General features: G+C 71.2%; 13 protein-coding genes. 4 read left to right on the top strand and 9 right to left on the bottom strand.

The features are described 5' to 3' along the window. Positions 1-160: 160 nt before the first annotated feature. Together ACLBXX_RS16825 and ACLBXX_RS16820 are read left to right on the top strand one after the other, a co-directional pair. Positions 161-307: a hypothetical protein gene (locus ACLBXX_RS16825; protein ID WP_387141000.1), complete on the top strand. Its 147-nt coding sequence runs from the start codon at positions 161-163 to the stop codon at positions 305-307. Between the two features lie 48 nt (positions 308-355). Then, positions 356-1,963 carry an MFS transporter gene (locus ACLBXX_RS16820; protein ID WP_447658978.1) on the top strand — a complete coding sequence of 536 codons (1,608 nt, stop codon included), beginning with the start codon at positions 356-358 and terminating at the stop codon, positions 1,961-1,963. A gap of 111 nt (positions 1,964-2,074) precedes the next feature. Here ACLBXX_RS16820 and ACLBXX_RS16815 read toward each other — a convergent pair whose 3' ends face one another. From ACLBXX_RS16815 to ACLBXX_RS16805, 3 genes are read right to left on the bottom strand one after another with little or no spacing between them, the layout of a single operon-like run. Further along, positions 2,075-2,920: a transglutaminase family protein gene (locus ACLBXX_RS16815; protein ID WP_375870654.1), complete on the bottom strand. Its 846-nt coding sequence runs from the start codon at positions 2,918-2,920 to the stop codon at positions 2,075-2,077. Beyond that, positions 2,917-3,849 (bottom strand): alpha-E domain-containing protein, encoded by a 933-nt coding sequence (locus ACLBXX_RS16810; protein ID WP_310286061.1) that lies wholly within the window; start codon positions 3,847-3,849, stop codon positions 2,917-2,919. The genes ACLBXX_RS16815 and ACLBXX_RS16810 overlap by 4 nt, the downstream gene beginning before the upstream one ends. Continuing rightward, the gene (locus ACLBXX_RS16805) at positions 3,843-5,528 is read right to left on the bottom strand and encodes a circularly permuted type 2 ATP-grasp protein (protein ID WP_447658977.1); all 1,686 of its coding nucleotides are present in this window, start codon (positions 5,526-5,528) and stop codon (positions 3,843-3,845) included. Before ACLBXX_RS16805 ends, ACLBXX_RS16810 begins: the two co-directional genes overlap by 7 nt. 89 nt (positions 5,529-5,617) lie before the next feature. Here ACLBXX_RS16805 and ACLBXX_RS16800 point away from each other — a divergent pair, with 89 nt between their 5' ends. Beyond that, positions 5,618-7,237 carry a molybdopterin-dependent oxidoreductase gene (locus tag ACLBXX_RS16800; protein ID WP_447658976.1) on the top strand — a complete coding sequence of 540 codons (1,620 nt, stop codon included), beginning with the start codon at positions 5,618-5,620 and terminating at the stop codon, positions 7,235-7,237. A 29-nt stretch (positions 7,238-7,266) separates the two neighbouring features. Here the strand turns inward: ACLBXX_RS16800 and rocD are convergent, their stop codons facing one another. The 5 genes from rocD to ACLBXX_RS16775 form a co-directional block, all read right to left on the bottom strand. After that, positions 7,267-8,493, bottom strand: coding sequence for an ornithine--oxo-acid transaminase (gene rocD, locus ACLBXX_RS16795; protein WP_447658975.1), 1,227 nt, complete (start codon positions 8,491-8,493; stop codon positions 7,267-7,269). Between the two features lie 23 nt (positions 8,494-8,516). Beyond that, positions 8,517-9,401 (bottom strand): dimethylargininase, encoded by an 885-nt coding sequence (gene ddaH / locus ACLBXX_RS16790; RefSeq protein WP_447658974.1) that lies wholly within the window; start codon positions 9,399-9,401, stop codon positions 8,517-8,519. 142 nt (positions 9,402-9,543) lie between these two features. Continuing rightward, a complete protein-coding gene (locus tag ACLBXX_RS16785; protein WP_447658973.1) occupies positions 9,544-10,587 on the bottom strand; it encodes an NAD(P)-dependent alcohol dehydrogenase in 1,044 nt (347 codons plus the stop codon). Position 10,588: 1 nt separating this feature from the next. After that, positions 10,589-10,804: a helix-turn-helix transcriptional regulator gene (locus ACLBXX_RS16780; RefSeq protein ID WP_310286073.1), complete on the bottom strand. Its 216-nt coding sequence runs from the start codon at positions 10,802-10,804 to the stop codon at positions 10,589-10,591. Next, a complete protein-coding gene (locus ACLBXX_RS16775) occupies positions 10,804-11,238 on the bottom strand; it encodes a hypothetical protein (protein ID WP_447658972.1) in 435 nt (144 codons plus the stop codon). Before ACLBXX_RS16775 ends, ACLBXX_RS16780 begins: the two co-directional genes overlap by 1 nt. A gap of 100 nt (positions 11,239-11,338) precedes the next feature. On the opposite strand from ACLBXX_RS16775, the gene ACLBXX_RS16770 reads away from it, so the two are divergent. After that, positions 11,339-12,013 carry a DUF4386 domain-containing protein gene (locus ACLBXX_RS16770; RefSeq protein WP_447658971.1) on the top strand — a complete coding sequence of 225 codons (675 nt, stop codon included), beginning with the start codon at positions 11,339-11,341 and terminating at the stop codon, positions 12,011-12,013. A gap of 174 nt (positions 12,014-12,187) precedes the next feature. On the opposite strand, the gene ACLBXX_RS16765 is transcribed toward ACLBXX_RS16770, so the two are convergent. Beyond that, positions 12,188-15,943, bottom strand: coding sequence for a bifunctional proline dehydrogenase/L-glutamate gamma-semialdehyde dehydrogenase (locus ACLBXX_RS16765; protein WP_447658993.1), 3,756 nt, complete (start codon positions 15,941-15,943; stop codon positions 12,188-12,190). Between the last annotated feature and the right edge of the window lie 122 nt (positions 15,944-16,065).

Here is a 16,065-nt window from a genome sequence, read left to right as displayed (position 1 = left end):
TTGAGGTCGATCCGTAGATCGCTCTACGTTTTGTAGACCGCTCTACGGTGACACGTTTCATCATCGAACGTCAAGGAAACTTTCAGCAGATTCCGAAGTTGCCTGGTGACCTCCGTCAAGCCCCGGGCGGCAGCATCCGTCCCGCGCTAGCGTGACCGCCATGGACGAACGGCGAAGCGACGACCAGGCCCCTGAAGGCGACAGCCCGCTGGGCGGCGACAAGACCACCGAGGAACAGCTCGAGGCCGACAATCCCGTCGAGGAGGAGACGCTCGAGACGCTGGATCCCGACAACCCTCCCGCCTGAGGGCGAGATCATCTGGATCGAGGTCATATCGCTAGATAAGCTAGCGATATGACCTCGAGTTCGCGCCGCCGATGGGCGGGGCTGGTGTTCATCAGCGTCGCCGTCGCGCTCATCATCGTCGACTCCACCATCGTCAACGTCGCGATCCCGGCGATCGTCGACGACCTGGGCATCACGTCCAGCGAGGTGCAGTGGGTGCAGGAGGCGTACACCCTCGTCTTCGCGTCGCTGCTGCTCGTCTTCGGCGCGCTCGCCGACCGATGGGGACGACGACGGATGCTGCTCATCGGCGTGGTCATCTTCACCCTCGCCTCCGTCGGGGCCGCGCTCGCGACGACGGGCGGACTCCTCATCGGCGCGCGCTTCATTCAGGGCATCGGCGGCGCCATGATGCTCCCCACGACGCTGTCGCTGCTCAACGCGACGTTCCGGGGGCGCGAGCGGGCCGTCGCCTTCGCGGTCTGGGGCTCGACGATCGGCGGTATGGCCGCGGTCGGCCCGCTGCTCGGAGGCTGGCTGACGACCGAGTTCTCCTGGCACTGGGCATTCCTCATCAACGTGCCGCTCGGGATCGCCATCGTGGTCGGGGTGCTGCTGACCGTGGACGAATCGCGCGGCGATGCCGTGTCGATCGACCTCTTCGGCGCGCTGCTGTCGGTGATCACCGTCGGAGCCCTCGTCTTCGGGCTGATCGAAGGACGCACCTACGGCTGGCTCACCGCCGAGAAGGACGTGACGATCGGCGGATGGACCTGGCCGTGGGACATCTCACCCGTCGCCGTGGCCTTCGCGATCGCGGCCGTGGGCATCGTGTCGTTCATCTGGTGGGGGTTCCATCGCCGCCGGGCCGGCAAGCCGACAGTCATCGCGTTCGGGCTCTTCCGCATCCCGTCTTTCCGCAACGGCAACATGGCCGCGATGGTGGTCTCGCTCGGCGAGTTCGGCCTGATCCTCGCGCTGCCGCTGTGGCTCCAGTTCGTGCTCGGGTTCGAGGCCGTCCAGACCGGCCTGATCCTCCTCGCCCTCGCGATCGGATCTTTCGCCGCGAGCGGACTGGCGGGGGCCCTGAGCGGACGCGTGGCACCGGTGTGGATCGTGCGCGTCGGCATCGTGGCCGAGATCATCGGCATCGCGGCGGTCGGCTTCGTCATCGCGCCAGACGCCTCCTGGGTGCCGCTGATCCCCGCACTGTTCGTGTACGGATTCGGTGTCGGTCTCGCCACTGCGCAGCTCACCGGCGTGGTGCTCGCCGACGTGCCGACCGCCGAGGGCGGTCAGGCGTCGGGAACCCAGTCGACGGCGCGCCAGCTCGGGGCGGCGCTCGGCATCGCCATCCTCGGCACGATCCTCTTCTCCACGACCTCCGCGGTGCTCACGGCGAAGCTCGACGACCGCGGGATCCCCGCCGAACAGCGCGACCAGGTCGTCTCGGCGGTGGTCGACAGCGCCGGCGGCGCGATCGCAGGCCTCGCCGGATCGCCTCAGACCGAGCAGCTCGCCGACGACGCGAAGGCGGCGTTCTCGGAAGGCACGAAGTACGCCAGCTTCGCCGCCGCGGGCTTCCTCACGGTCGGCCTGCTGGCCACGCTCTCGCTCGGGGGCGGCAGGCCGCGCGACGAGGAGCGCGTCGAGGTCGAAGCCGCCGAACCGGCCTGAGCCGCAGCATCCGTCGCCCCGAAACTCGGAGAACCAGCGGAGATCGGATGCCTCGGCCCGAGGCATCCGATTCCCGCCGGATCTCCGATCCTTGCGGGGTGACGCCGTCGGCTACGCTTCGCGCGTGATCGTGACCTTGACGTGCAGGTTGCTCTTGAACGGGCCGGCGTACACACCGCGCAGCGGCGGCACGTCGCCGTAGTCGCGGCCGCGGCCGACGAGCACGTGGCGGTCGCCGATCTCGATGTTGTTCGTGGGGTCGAAGCCCTGCCACTCCCCCGCGAACCACTCGATCCACGCGTGGGACTCGCCCGTCACCGCGACGCCGACCTCGGCCGAGGGCCGCGGGTGCAGGTAGCCCGACACGTACCGCGCCGGGATGCCGACCTCGCGCAGCGCGCCGAGGGCGATGTGGGCCATGTCCTGGCAGACGCCCTTGCGCGCCTCCCACGCCTCAGCGGCGGTCGAGTGGACGCCGGTGATGCCGTGCATGTACTCGACGGCGTCGCCGATGGCGACGGCGATCGCGTGCGCGGCGCGGCCGGGGTGGTCGTGCTGCGCGGCGATCGACCGTGCGAGCTCGGCGACCTCCTCGTGCGGGCGGGTGCGCCGGGTCTGCGTCATCTGCTCGACGGTCTCGAGCGAGCGGGCCGCCTCGCGGGCGAGACCCTCCCACGTCACGTCGATGTGCTCGAGTGGCCGCGGACGCACCTCGACCAGCGAACGCGCGGTGATCGTGAGCGACGAGTGGGGCGACAGCACGTCGAACGCCGCGACCCGTGTGCCGAAGTAGTCGACGTACTGGTTGACGGAGGTCGACGGCTCGATGTCGAGCGACGAGTTGAGCACGAACTGGCTGTCGGTGGAACCCGGCAGCATGCGCGCCTCGTTGTACGACGCGGTCACGTCGCCCTGATAGCTGAAGCCCGTCTGATGCTCGATCCGGAGGCGCTTCATGAGATCTCTCCGATCCAGCTGGGCTCGGCCTGCGTCGGGAAGAACCGGCCGCGGATGGCCTCGGATGCCTCGCGCGTGACGGTCTGCACGCGGTCCATGTGCGTCGGCAGCTCGCCGAGGATCTCGGAGATCGGCCGGTACTCGAGGTCGTTGCGGATCTGGCCGAGTGCCCGCAGCACGGTGTTGGAGTGGCCCACGCGATCGGCGCGCGGATCGATGGCGCTCATGCACTCCTCGGCGCGCTGGATCGAGTAGATGATCGAGCGCGGGAAGAGGCGGTCCAGCAGCAGGAACTCGGCGGCGTTGCGGGCGCTGGGCATGCCGCGGTACGTGCGCAGGTACGCCTCGTACGCGCCGCACGAGCGCAGGATGGTCGTCCACGACGGACCGGATGCCTCGGTCAGCGACCTCGTCGCGAGCAGGCGCGCAGTCATGTCGGTGCGCTCGATGCTGCGCCCCAGCGTGAAGAACTGCCAGGCCTCGTCACGGCTCGTCGACGAGTCCACGATGCCGACGGCGAGCGCCGCGCGCTCGCGCACCCACTGGAAGAACTCGTGCACGCGGTCGTTCTGCAGGCGCCGGGGCATGCGGGCGTTCGTCGTGTTGAGGGTCTCCCACAGCTCCGTCGAGACGATCTCGCGGGCGCGGCGGGCGTTCTCGCGCGCGGCGGTGAGCGCGTACGCGATGCTCGACGGGTTCATGCGGTCGACGGCGAGGCGCGAGAGCACGTCCTCGCGGCGCACCTGGTCGACGCCCTCGGGCGGCAGCGACCCCATGACGCTGAGGAGCGACCGGCACGCGGTGTCCTCGTCGATCCACGGGTCCTCGAGGAGGAGCTGCAGGTGCACGTCGAGGATGCGGGCGGTGCCGTCGCTGCGCTCGATGTAGCGCCCGATCCAGAAGAGGCTCTCTGCGATGCGGCTCAGCATGACGCGCCTCCGGCCTGCTCCGCAGCCTGCTGCTGCTGCTCCTGCTGCTCGACGCGCGTGCGCGGGCGGTCCTGCGGCGAGTGCGTCGGCTCGGTCTGTGCGTCGTAGATGATCGGGATCGCCGCGGTCACCGTGGCGGCCTGGTCGGCGACGAGGCCGGCGACGCTCTGACCCTGGCCGTACTCGACGTGGCCGGGTGCGGCGCCGCCGACGATCCAGGTGTCCTTGGAACCGCCGCCCTGCGACGAGTTCACGACGAGCTGTCCCTCGGGCAGCGCCACGCGGGTGAGGCCGCCGGGGAGCACCCAGACGTCCTCGCCGTCGTTGACCGCGAAGGGGCGGAGGTCGGCGTGACGGGGACGCATGCCGTCTTCCACGAGTGTGGGGATCGTCGACAGCATGACCACGGGCTGCGCGATCCATCCGCGCGGGTCGGCGAGCAGGTTCTTGCGGAGCTTCTCGAGCTCGGCGGGCGAAGCATCCGGTCCGACGACGAGGCCCTTGCCGCCTGAGCCGTCGACCGGCTTCACGACGAGCTCGTCGAGGCGGTCGAGCACCTCCTCGAGCGCGTTCGGGTCTTCGAGGCGCCACGTGTCGACGTTCTTGAGGATGGGCTCCTCCGCCAGGTAGTAGCGGATGAGGTCGGGCACGTAGGTGTACAGCAGCTTGTCGTCGGCGACGCCGTTGCCCACCGCGTTCGCGATCGTGACGTTGCCGAGACGCGCCGCGAGCATGAGCCCTGGGGCCCCGAGCATGGAGTCGGCGCGGAACTGCAGCGGGTCGAGGAAGTCGTCGTCGACCCGGCGGTAGATGACGTCGACGCGCTTGGGTCCGCGGGTCGTGCGCATGAAGACCTTGCCGCCGATGCACAGCAGGTCGCGGCCCTCGACGAGCTCGACGCCCATGAGGCGGGCCAGCAGCGTGTGCTCGAAGTAGGCGGAGTTGTAGACGCCGGGCGTGAGCACCACGACGTTGGGGTCCTCGATCCCCGCGGGGGCGGAGGCGCGCAGCGCCGCGAGCAGTTTGTTCGGGTAGTCGCCGACGGGGCGCACCCGCATCGACACGAACAGCTCGGGCAGCGTCTGTGCCATCACCCGTCGGTTCGAGATGACATAGCTGACGCCCGAGGGCACGCGCACGTTGTCTTCGAGCACGCGCATCTCGCCGTGCTCGTCGCGGATCAGGTCGATGCCCGACACCTGGATGCGCACGCCGTTGGCGGAGTGGATGCCGGCGGCCTGACGGTAGAAGTACTGCGAGCTCGCGATGAGTCCGGCGGGCAGCACCTCGTCGCGCACACAGAACTGATGCCCGTAGGCGTCGTCGAGGAACGCCTCGAGCGCGCGCACGCGCTGCTTGACGCCGGCCTCGATGCGCGACCACTCGTCGTACGTGATCACACGCGGTACGGCGTCGAGCGGGAACGGCCGTTCCTCGCCCGCGAAGTCGAATGTCACGCCCTGCGCGAGGTACGAGCTCGCGAGGGAATCGGTGCGGCCGCGCAGCTCCTCCTGGGTCATCTGCGCGAGCGCCTGGTAGAGCTCTCGATAGGCCTCGCGCGACTCGGCCGGCGCACCCGGGTGGGCCGGACTCCCGAACATCTCGTCGAACGCGGGGACCCCCGAGGGCGTCTTGCGCGGCGCGAGCGTGGAGCCGTAGCCGTCGAACAGATCACCCATGCGAAGAGCCTAATGCGGCCTTCGTTGCGCTCGTGTTTCCAAGCCGTTCTCCTGGTCCGCAGAGGGCGGATCGGACGTATGCTCCCGCTATGACTCGTGAGGCGGGTGCCGCGACCCGCGTCGCCGCGAGGCCCTCGGCGCTCGCGGGGGCGACAGCGGGCGTGGCGGCTGTCGTCCTCGGCGCAGGTGCCGGCGAACTGATCGCGGCGCTGATCGCTCCCTCGTCGAGCCCGTTCTCCGTCGTGGGCGGCACGCTGATCGACCTCGCCCCGCCGTGGGCGAAGGATGCCGCGATCTCGCTGTTCGGCACAGCCGACAAGCTCGCCCTCCTCGTGGGGATCGCCGTCGTGCTGCTCGCCCTGGCGGCGATCGTCGGCGTCCTGGAGCTGCGGCGGCCCTGGTACGGCGTCGTGGTGCTCGCGGCACTCGGTGCCGGTGCGGCCCTGCTCGCGATGCTCCGCCCCGACGCCACGGGCCTCTCGTGGCTGTCGCCCCTCCTGGCCGGGTTCCTCGCTGCTGCCGTCCTCGCGCTGCTGGCGCCGCTGGCACGGGGCGGACCGGATGCCGCGCCCCGACGCCGCGCGGACCCCCCCGATCCCGGGGCCGAGGCCGAGGCCGAGAGAGCGCGTCCGGTCGCGACCTCGCGTCGCCGATTCCTGGCGTGGGCGGGCGCCGCGACGGCGGCCGGCGTCCTCGCCGCGATCGCGGGCACCGCGCTGCAGGCCGGCGCTCGCACGGTCACCGCCGTGCGCCAGGCGCTGCGGCTGCCCGCGCCGGCGGTCGCGGCTCCCGCGGTCCCCGCGGGCGCGCAGCTGGACCTCACCGGCATGACTCCCGTCGTCACGCCGAACGCGAGCTTCTACCGCATCGACACGGCGCTCGTCGTGCCGCAGGTCGATCCTGCGACGTGGAGCCTGCGCATCCACGGGCTCGTCGAGCAGGAGGTCGAGATCGGGTGGGACGAGCTGCTGGCGCTCCCCTTGGAGGAGAGCTGGACCACCCTCGCGTGCGTCTCCAACCCCGTCGGCGGCGACCTCATCGGCAACGCGAAGTGGCTCGGCTACCCGATCCGCCTGCTGCTCGAGCGCGCACGGCCGACACCCGACGCCGACATGGTGCTGTCGAAGTCGATCGACGGCTTCACCGCGAGCACGCCGCTGGAGGTGCTGCAGGAGCAGACCCGCAATGCGATCCTCGCGGTCGGCATGAACGACGAGCCGCTGCCCGCAGAGCACGGATTCCCGGTGCGCATGGTCGTGCCGGGGCTCTACGGCTACGTCTCGGCGACCAAATGGGTCACCGACCTCGAGGTGACGCGGTTCGACAAGGCGACCGCGTACTGGACGACGCGCGGCTGGTCGGCGAAAGGGCCGATCAAGCTGCAGTCGCGCATCGACCTCCCCCGCAGGGCCCAGGGGCTGAGCCCAGGGGACACGACGATCGCCGGGGTCGCATGGCAGCAGCACGTCGGCATCGCGAAGGTCGAGGTGCAGGTCGACGATGGGCCGTGGCGCGAGGCCGCGCTCGCGTCGGCGATCTCGGGCGACACGTGGGTGCAGTGGTCGATCCCGTGGACCGCGGAACGCGGCTCGCACGCGATCCGCTGCCGCGCCACGAGCGCGACCGGTGAGCTGCAGACCGAAACCGACGCGTGGCCCGCGCCCGACGGCGCGACCGGGTGGCAGCAGCTCAACGTCGACGTGGCGTGAGCCGCCGCAGAACCACGACCTCCGACGCCTCAGCCCGCGAGCACGAAGCGCAGCTGCTCGACCGCCCAGTCCAGCTCCGTCCCGCGCACGACGAGCGGCGGCGCGATGCGGATCGTCTGGCCGTGGGTGTCCTTCGCGAGCACCCCGCGTCCGATGAGGCGCTCGGCGATCTCGCGCCCGGTGCCGACCTCGGGGTCGATGTCGACGCCGGCCCAGAGGCCCGCGACGCGCACCGCGGTGACGCCGTGGCCCACGAGCTCCTGGAGCTTCGCCTCGAGGTGCTCGCCCAGGAGCTTCGCGCGGCCCTGGAACTCGCCGGTCTGCAGCATCTCGACCACGCGCAGGCCCACCGCCGCGGCGAGCGGGTTGCCGCCGAACGTCGAGCCGTGCTCGCCCGGGTGGATCACCCCGAGCACGTCGCGGTCGGCGACGACCGCCGAGAGCGGAAGGATGCCGCCGCCCAGCGCCTTACCGAGGAGGTAGACGTCGGGCACGACGCCCTCGCGGTCGCACGCGAACGTCTCGCCCACCCGGCCGAGGCCCGACTGGATCTCGTCGGCGATGAACAGCACGCCGCGGCGGGTGCAGATCTCGCGCACCTTCTTGAGGTAGCCCTCCGGCGGGAGGATGACGCCCGCCTCGCCCTGGATCGGCTCGATGAGCACGGCCACGGTGTCGGCGGTGATCGCGGCGTCGATGACCGCGGCATCGCCGAACGGCACCGCGATGAAGCCGGGCGTGAACGGCCCGAAGTCGGCGCGTGCCTGCGGGTCGTCGCTGAATCCGACGATCGTCGTGGTGCGCCCGTGGAAGTTGCCGTGCGCGACGACGATCTTCGCGGCGTCGGGAGCGACGCCCTTCACGCGGTAGCCCCACGCGCGGGCGACCTTGATGCCGGTCTCGACGGCCTCGGCGCCGGTGTTCATCGGCAGCACGAGGTCCTTGCCGCAGAGCTCTGCGAGCGCGGCGGCGAAGGGTCCGAGCCGGTCGTTGTGGTACGCGCGGCTGGTGAGCGTCAGGCGGTTCAGCTGCTCCTGCGCGGCGGCGAGTATCGCAGGATGCCCGTGCCCGAAGTTGAGGGCCGAGTAGGCCGAGAGCAGGTCGAGGTAGCGCTTGCCCTCGACATCCGTCACCCATGCTCCCTCGCCGCGCGAGATCACGACCGGGAGCGGGTGGTAGTTGTGGGCGACGTGCTCTTCTTCGGCGGCGATGATCTGGCTCATCGCGGCATCGAGTGAGGTGGAGGCGGCGGTCATCAGGGACTCCTCTTTCGCGCGGGTCAGCGTCGCAGCTCGAGCGTGCAGCACTTGATGCCGCCGCCGCCGAGCAGCAGCTCGGACAGGTCGACGAGCACCGGGTTGTAGCCGCGCTCGCGCAGCTGAGCCTCGAAGCCCGTCGCACGCGGCGAGATGATCACGTTCAGGCCGTCGCTGGCCGAGTTGAGACCGAACACGGCGCCGTCGGCGTCGGCGACGCGGATCGCGTCGGGGTACCGCTCGGCGAGGATCGCCTGGCTGCGCTCGTCGAAGGCGTGCTCGAGGTACGCGATGTTGGCCTTCTCGACGCCGCCGGGGCCCTCCACGGGATCGAGCACCGAGATCGCGGTGTCGAGGTGGTAGAACCGCGGGTCGACGAGGTTGAGGCTCACGACCTCCTTGCCGAACACGTCGGCGAGCTCGCGGTGGCTGTCACCGGTCGAGCGGAAGCCGGTGCCGGCGAGGATCGTGTCGCCGACGAGCAGGAAGTCACCCTCGCCCTCGTTGACCTCGACGGGCTCCGCGACCTCGAAGCCGTTGTCACGGAACCAGTCCATGAACGCGGGACCCTCGGGGACGCGCTCCTGGAAGCGGAACTTCGCGCCGTACGCGACGTTGTCGATGACGAACCCGCCGTTGGCCGTGTAGACCATGTCGGGCAGACCCTCGATGGGGTCGATGAGGTGCACCTCGTGGCCGAGCGCGAGGTAGGTGTCGTAGAGGGCCTGCCACTGGCGCACCGCGAGGGCGGTGTCGGTCGGGTTGGCCGGCTCCATCCACGGGTTGATGGTGTAGCTGACGGTGAAGTGCTCGGGGCGGCACATCAGGTAGCGGCGGATCTGCTGGATCCGGCCGGAGGCGGACCCGGTGACCGGGGCGGTGGCGGGCGCGGTGTTCTGCGTGGACATCTTGCTCCTGTAGAGGCGCGGCGGACGCTGTCCAGAGGCCCGGCGGAGCTGAGGAAGCCGTCAACCGGGCACGCCTCGTCCATTGTCTCACGGACGCCGCATACGGCCTGGGAAATGCGGACACCGGATGCTGCGCCCCGGGTCACTCCGCGAGGACCACCACCTTGCCAGCCACGTGGCCGTCGGCCACGCGTGCCAGCCCGGCACTCGCCTGGGCGAAGGGGAGGCGTGCCTCGATGACCGGCTTCAGCTTCCCGGCCGCGGCGAGCGCGAGCAGCTCGGCGAGCACGTCGGGCTTGGCGACGGCGGCGAGCGGACGCAGCGGGCGCTTCGATCCGATCGAGCGGAGTGCGGCGCCGGCGATGCGGCCGATCGGTCCGAGCACGCGACCGCCCTCGCCGGAGACGAGCACGACCCGTCCGCCGTCGTGCACGAGCCGCTGCAGGTCCCGCAGTGAAGCGGTGCCGGCGATGTCGATGACGGCGTCGAACCGCCCCTCACCGAGCGCGGCCGACCCCGGCTGCACGTGCCGGTAGTCGAACGTGTGCGATGCGCCCAGTCCCTCGACGAGCGTGCGGTTGCGCTGTCCGCACAGCGCCCACACCTCGGCACCCCGCCCGGCGGCGAGCTGCACCGCGAAGGTGCCGACGCCACCCGAGGCGCCGATCACGAGCACCCGCTGCGGGGAGGGGGTCGCAGCATCCACCGTGACTCCCCCGAGCCGCAGCGCCTGCCAGGCGGTACCGCCCGCGACCGGCAGGCTGGCGGCGACCGCGGGGTCGAGCTCGGCGGGGCGACGCACCAGCCGACCGACCGGCGCGACGGCAAAGCGCGCGAGCCCGCCGCCGCCGGGAAGCTCGCCGACGACCTCGTCGCCGACCGCGAGCTCCGTCACCCCGTCGCCCCGCGCGACGACGGTGGCGGCAGCATCCATCCCCCTCACCGCCTGGCGCGGGCGGCGCAGGCCGAACGCGAAGCGCACGACGAGAGGCTCGCCGCGCATGACGCGGATGTCGCCGTTGTTGAGGCCCGTCGCGCGCAGGCGCAGGAGCACCTCGCCGCGGCGTGGCGCCGGCACGTCGATGTTCTCGAGTGCGACAGTGTCGGCCTCGCCGTATCGGTGCTGCGTCCACGCGGGCATCGCGTCCGTGCGCAGGGACGCGGATCCGTGACCTGTCTCGGACATGTCATTCCTCCGGGTAGTCGAAGAGATCGTCGAGCCCGACGCCGAAGGCGCGGGACAGCTGGAAGGCCAGCTCGAGCGTCGGCGAGTACCGCCCCTGCTCGATGGCGATGAGGGTCTGCCGCGTGACGCCCACGCGACGGGCGAGATCGGCTTGGGTCATGCCGGCCGCTTCGCGGACGGCGCGGATCGAGTTGGTGACCTTCGTGGGCTTCACCATCAGACGAGCCCCCGACGGTACGCGATGACGCTCGCGATGCCGCCGACGATCGACGACAGCGCGAAGCCGAAGTACATGGTGTTGGCGATCCAGAACCAGTCCGCCTCGAACGCGCACAGGACGAGGACGCCGAGCCCCGCGATGATGAGGAACGCCTGGCCGACGCGCGTCGACATATGCGCGATGTCGCGGTCGCGCTGGTCGCTCTTGCCCACCCCGTCGGGATCGAACATGCCCGCGAGAATGCCCCACGCGATGCTCAGCACGATCGCACCGACGATGCTCGCACCGATCACCCACAGCATGATCGGCACCCAGTCCACGTCGGTGAGCGGACCGCCGTCGGCCTGCTGCAGCACGATCACGACGTAGACGATCGTGCCGATCACGCTGACGATGAGGCTCGACCAGATGTTGCGCTCTTCGTAGACCATGACTCCCCCAGAGGGTTGTAAAAGATTCTTGACACCGACGATAAGCGGGCCTACCGTGCGTGTCAAGAATCTTTTACACACCACCTCGGAAGGAATCGACATGCCCTCGCTCATCCGCACCGCCCGCTGGACCGGCGGCGCCTACCTCGCCCTCGCTGTGCTCGGGGGCCTCGGCTTCCTGCTCGTGCGCCCCCTCACGGCCGAGGCGCTCGGCTACGCGCAGCTCGGAATCGCCCTCGAACTCGGCGTGGTGATCGCCCAGTCGCTGGCGGCCGTCGGCTTCTTCGCGCTGTGCCGCGAAGACCGCCCCGTCGCGGCCTACGCGGTCGCCGCATTCGGCATGGGGAACGCCCTCGCGGTGCTGGGAAGCGCCGCGATGCTCACGGCGGCTCTCGCGATCTCTCTCGATCCGGCGACGGCGGCGGCGACGACGCCGGATGCCGCGCCCCTGCTGCGCGTCGTCGCGGATGCGTTCTGGACGGTCGGCGCCGTGTTCTTCGGGCTGTGGCTCGTCCCCATGGGATGGTTCGCCCTGACGACCGGGCGGCTGCCGCGCATCCTGGGCTGGATCCTGGTCGCCGGCGGCGTCGGCTACGTCGTGAACGCGGTGCTGTCGGCCGCGCTCCCCGGCGCCGCCGACATCGTCGCAGACGTGCTCGTGATCCCGGCGACCGTCGGCGAGCTGTGGATGGTGGGCTACCTGCTGATCATCGGCATCCGTCCGGCGCGCGCTCCCCGGCCGGAGCCGCTGGCCGCGCCGGCCTCCGCCGCCTGACCAGCGCCGGCGCTCGTCGTGCCGCCGTCATGGGTTCGGGGCGCGCGCCGCACGGGTGGGGCGCATCCGGTGCGCCCCGAACGATCGCCGTGCGCCCCGAACCCGTGAGCAGCCATATCGAAAGACGCAGACGGCGGGGCCGACGGATGCTGCGGGCCGCAGCATCCGTCCGCGTCAGATGACGGACTCGCTCCAGGGATCGGGGTTGCCGAAGCGATGCGCGGTGATCGTCACGGACTGCTCGTGGAGGAACGGCAGCAGCTCGAGCCGGCCGGCGGTGGTGACCTCGTTGTCGTAGACGGCGAGATCGGGGTCACCGCCCATGGCCTGCGCGACGACGGTGTGCAGCGCCGCGACCGAGTCGGGCTGGCCGATGAGTCGCACGCGCGCGGGTCGCGGCTCGGGGTCGGCGTCGGCGGCCGCTGCGACGATGTCGACGGCGGTGAGGCGCTCGAGCCACTGCTCGTCGGTCTCGACGAACACGGCGACATCCTCCTCCGCCAGCACGCGGCGCACGGCGGCGGGGAGGCCCACGGGCGCGCTCAGCGTCAGTCGCGATCCGGCACGCAGACCCGCGATCACGACACGCAGCACGGCCTGCCACGAGGCGTCTGCCGTGGCGCGCAGCGCGACGGCCGGGATCGGGCGGTAGCGGAAGAGGTTGCGCTCGACGCCGAGGCCCGACACGTCCTTGACCTGGCCGTACTCACGGTCCCACGCGATGGCGTCCGACAGGGCACCGCGACGGAGCCACTCGAACGCCTCGTAGTCCAGCGACGGCTGCGCCGCCTCGATGAGGGCGACGATGCGGGTGTCGAGACCACGCAGGTGCAGCGTCGCCGACGTCGGGGCGCCCGAGGTGGCGCGCCACCGGCCGAGGCCGACGAGGTAGTTGGGCCCGCCCGCCTTGGCGCCGGCGCCGACCGACGAGCGCTTCCACCCGCCGAACGGCTGGCGCTGCACGATCGCACCGGTGATGCCGCGGTTGACGTAGAGGTTCCCCGCCTCGACGCGGTCGAGCCACAGCGCGAGGTCGTCGGGATTCTGCGTGTAGAGCCCCGCGGTGAGGCCGTAGGCCACGGCGTTCTGCAGCTCGATCGCGTGCGCGAGCGACGACGCGTGCATGATGCCGAGCACGGGTCCGAAGAACTCCTCGCGGTGGAAGCGCGAGCCGGGCTGCACGCCGGTGCGGATGCCGGGGCTCCAGAGCCGCCCGTCGTACTCGGGCGCCCCGTCCACGCGCTTCGGCTCGACGAGCCACTGCTCCCCCTCGTCGAGGGTGGTGAGCGCCCACTGCAGCTTGCCGCGCGGCGCCTCGACGACCGGGCCGACCTCGCTGAGCGGGTCGGACGGCGGTCCGACCCGGAGGGAGGTCGCAGCATCCACCAGCTGACGCGCGAAGCGCTGCGAGTGGCCGACCGGACCCACGAGGATCGCGAGCGACGCGGCGGAGCACTTCTGGCCGGCGTGGCCGAACGCGCTCTTGATGAGATCGGATGCCGCGAGATCGAGGTCCGCCGTCGGCATGACGATCATCGCGTTCTTGCCGCTCGTCTCGGCGAGGAGCGGGAGGTCGGGTCGCCACGAGCGGAACAGGGCCGCGGTCTCCCACGCGCCGGTGAGGATCACCCGGTCGACGTCCGGGTGTGACAGCAGCGCCTGACCGAGACCGCCCTCGTCGATGTCGACGAGCGCGAGCACGTCGCGCGGCACGCCCGCCTCCCACAGCGCCTCGGCGACGACCGCCGCGCAGCGCCGTGCCTGCGGCGCGGGCTTGAAGACGACGCCCGATCCCGCGGCGAGCGCCGCCAGCACTCCGCCGGCGGGGATCGCGATCGGGAAGTTCCACGGCGGCGTCACGACGGTGAGCCGAGCCGGCTCGAACACCGCGCCGCTCACACGGTCGAGTTCGCGCGCGGTGGCGGCGTAGTAGTTCGCGAAGTCGACGGCCTCGCTGACCTCGACATCGGCCTCGGCGAAGACCTTGCCGGTCTCGGAGGCGGCGACCTCGATGAGCTCGCCGCGACGGGCTTCGAGTGCGCGCGCGGCGGCGGCCAGCACCAGGCTGCGCTCGGCGGCAGGAAGAGCGCCCCACGCCGGCGCGGCATCGCGCACGCGCGTGACGATGCCCTGCAGCGCGGGCTCGTCGGTGACACGGGCCGCCTCGACCGTGGCGTCGCCGGCGCGCGAGGTCTCGATGCGGGACAGGATGCTGCGCGCCCAGGCGCGGTTCGCCGGCAGGGCCGGGTCGCTGTCGGCGGTGTTGCGGAAGCCCGGCGCGCCCGCGACGCGGGCCGCGGACTCGCGCGGCGCGAACACCGCGGTCTCGACGAACGCCTCGGCGCCGAACACCTGCTCGGGGACGGACCGCTCGACCGGGGCGGTGTCGCCCGGCACAGCCGAGCGCGCTATGCCGATCACGGCCTGCGTCAGACCGGCCTCGTCGGACGCCGCGGCGGCTCGGCGCAGCCGCGCCTGCGCGCGCGGGGAGTCGGCTCGGGCCGCATCGGGGTCGGTGGTCGCGATCGCCTCGGCGGCGCGGTCCTGTGACCGGTTCGCGCCGGTCGCGAGCGCCGGATCGTCGGCGCGGGCGAGGGACGCGAGGAACCGGTCGCGCTCGCGGTCGAACATCGCCGGGTCGTCGGCGAGGTCGAAGGCGGCCGACAGGAAGTTGTCGCTCGAGGCGTTCTCCTCGAGGCGTCGCACCAGGTAGCTGATCGCCACATCGAACTCGTCGGGACGTACGACCGGCACGTACAGCAGCACATGGCCGACCTCGCGCGTGACCGCCTCGACCTGGCCCTGCGCCATGCCGAGCAGCATCTCGAACTCGACATCCTCACGTACACCGGCCTTGCCTGCGAGCAGCCAGGCGTAGGCGATGTCGAAGAGGTTGTGACCGGCGACGCCGATCCGCACCGCGCGGGTGCGCTCCTTCTCGAGCGCGAACCGGAGGCACCGCACGTAGTTCGCGTCGGAGTCGACCTTCTCGCCGTACGTGGCGAGGCTCCAGTCGTGCATGACCGCGTCGACGCGCTCCATCGCGAGGTTCGCGCCCTTCACGAGGCGCACCTTGATGCGCGCGCCGCCGTTCGCGACACGCTCCTGCGCCCACGCCGTGAGCCGCTCGAGCGCGGGCAGCGCGTCGGGCAGGTAGGCCTGGAGCACGATGCCGGCTTCGAGGTGGCGAAGGCGCGGGTCGGCGAGGAGGCGCGTGAACACCGCGATCGTGAGATCGAGGTCGCGGTACTCCTCCATGTCGAGGTTGATGAACGTCGGACCGTTCACCGAGCTCGTGGGTGAGGCCGCCGTGAGGTACAGCGGGCGAAGCCGGGCGACGACCTTCTCGACGACCTCGTCGAACGCCCACATCGAGATGTGGCTGGCGATCGCCGAGACCTTGACCGAGACGTAGTCGACGTCCGGCCGGCGGATGAGCTCGTGGATGCCCTCGAGCCGGCGCAGCGCCTCCTGCTCGCCGAGCACCGCCTCGCCCAGGAGGTTGAGGTTGAGCCGCGCGCCGCTCTCACGAAGAGCGGCGATCGCGGGACCGAGCTTGTCGGGACGGGCGTCGACGACGAGGTGCCCGACCATCTCGCGCAGCACGCGCCGCGCGATGGGCACGACCGGCGACGGCAGCACCGGGGCGACCGCACCGCCCACACGGACGGCGCCGCGCAGGTACCACGGCAGGAACTCGGGAACGAGGGGGGCGACGCGATGCAGATGGGATGCGGCGGCCGACAGGCTCTCGGGACGCATCACGCCGTCGACGAACCCGATGGTGAACGGCAGGCCGTTCGGGTCCTTGAGCACACCGGCCAGTCGCTCGGCCGCCGGGTCGACCTCGACCTCTGCGCTTTCGGCGATCCATCGCTGGGCGAGGGCGATCGCCTCACCGGCCAGGTGCTCGTCGGGTCGTACTTGCATGCGCACTCCAGCTGTCACGTCGTCGGACTCCGTGCTTCCAGCCTGCACCTCAATGTGCGCGATCGGGTTCACCTGCTGCATGAGGTCAAGGGTGAGGCATCCATTCATTCGTGAAAAGCGAT

This window comes from Microbacterium sp. C23T, from assembly GCF_053345975.1.
This window is presented reverse-complemented; position numbering and strand designations above follow the sequence as displayed.

What these genes read in the sequence shown, in the direction of transcription:
- ACLBXX_RS16825 (WP_387141000.1), top strand. Translation starts at nt 161, where the DNA reads ATGGACGAACGGCGAAGCGACGACCAGGCCCCTGAAGGCGACAGCCCG.
- ACLBXX_RS16820 (WP_447658978.1), top strand. Translation starts at nt 356, where the DNA reads ATGACCTCGAGTTCGCGCCGCCGATGGGCGGGGCTGGTGTTCATCAGC.
- ACLBXX_RS16815 (WP_375870654.1), bottom strand. Translation starts at nt 2,920, where the DNA reads ATGAAGCGCCTCCGGATCGAGCATCAGACGGGCTTCAGCTATCAGGGC.
- ACLBXX_RS16810 (WP_310286061.1), bottom strand. Translation starts at nt 3,849, where the DNA reads ATGCTGAGCCGCATCGCAGAGAGCCTCTTCTGGATCGGGCGCTACATC.
- ACLBXX_RS16805 (WP_447658977.1), bottom strand. Translation starts at nt 5,528, where the DNA reads ATGGGTGATCTGTTCGACGGCTACGGCTCCACGCTCGCGCCGCGCAAG.
- ACLBXX_RS16800 (WP_447658976.1), top strand. Translation starts at nt 5,618, where the DNA reads ATGACTCGTGAGGCGGGTGCCGCGACCCGCGTCGCCGCGAGGCCCTCG.
- rocD (WP_447658975.1), bottom strand. Translation starts at nt 8,493, where the DNA reads ATGACCGCCGCCTCCACCTCACTCGATGCCGCGATGAGCCAGATCATC.
- ddaH (WP_447658974.1), bottom strand. Translation starts at nt 9,401, where the DNA reads ATGTCCACGCAGAACACCGCGCCCGCCACCGCCCCGGTCACCGGGTCC.
- ACLBXX_RS16785 (WP_447658973.1), bottom strand. Translation starts at nt 10,587, where the DNA reads ATGTCCGAGACAGGTCACGGATCCGCGTCCCTGCGCACGGACGCGATG.
- ACLBXX_RS16780 (WP_310286073.1), bottom strand. Translation starts at nt 10,804, where the DNA reads ATGGTGAAGCCCACGAAGGTCACCAACTCGATCCGCGCCGTCCGCGAA.
- ACLBXX_RS16775 (WP_447658972.1), bottom strand. Translation starts at nt 11,238, where the DNA reads ATGGTCTACGAAGAGCGCAACATCTGGTCGAGCCTCATCGTCAGCGTG.
- ACLBXX_RS16770 (WP_447658971.1), top strand. Translation starts at nt 11,339, where the DNA reads ATGCCCTCGCTCATCCGCACCGCCCGCTGGACCGGCGGCGCCTACCTC.
- ACLBXX_RS16765 (WP_447658993.1), bottom strand. Translation starts at nt 15,943, where the DNA reads ATGCAAGTACGACCCGACGAGCACCTGGCCGGTGAGGCGATCGCCCTC.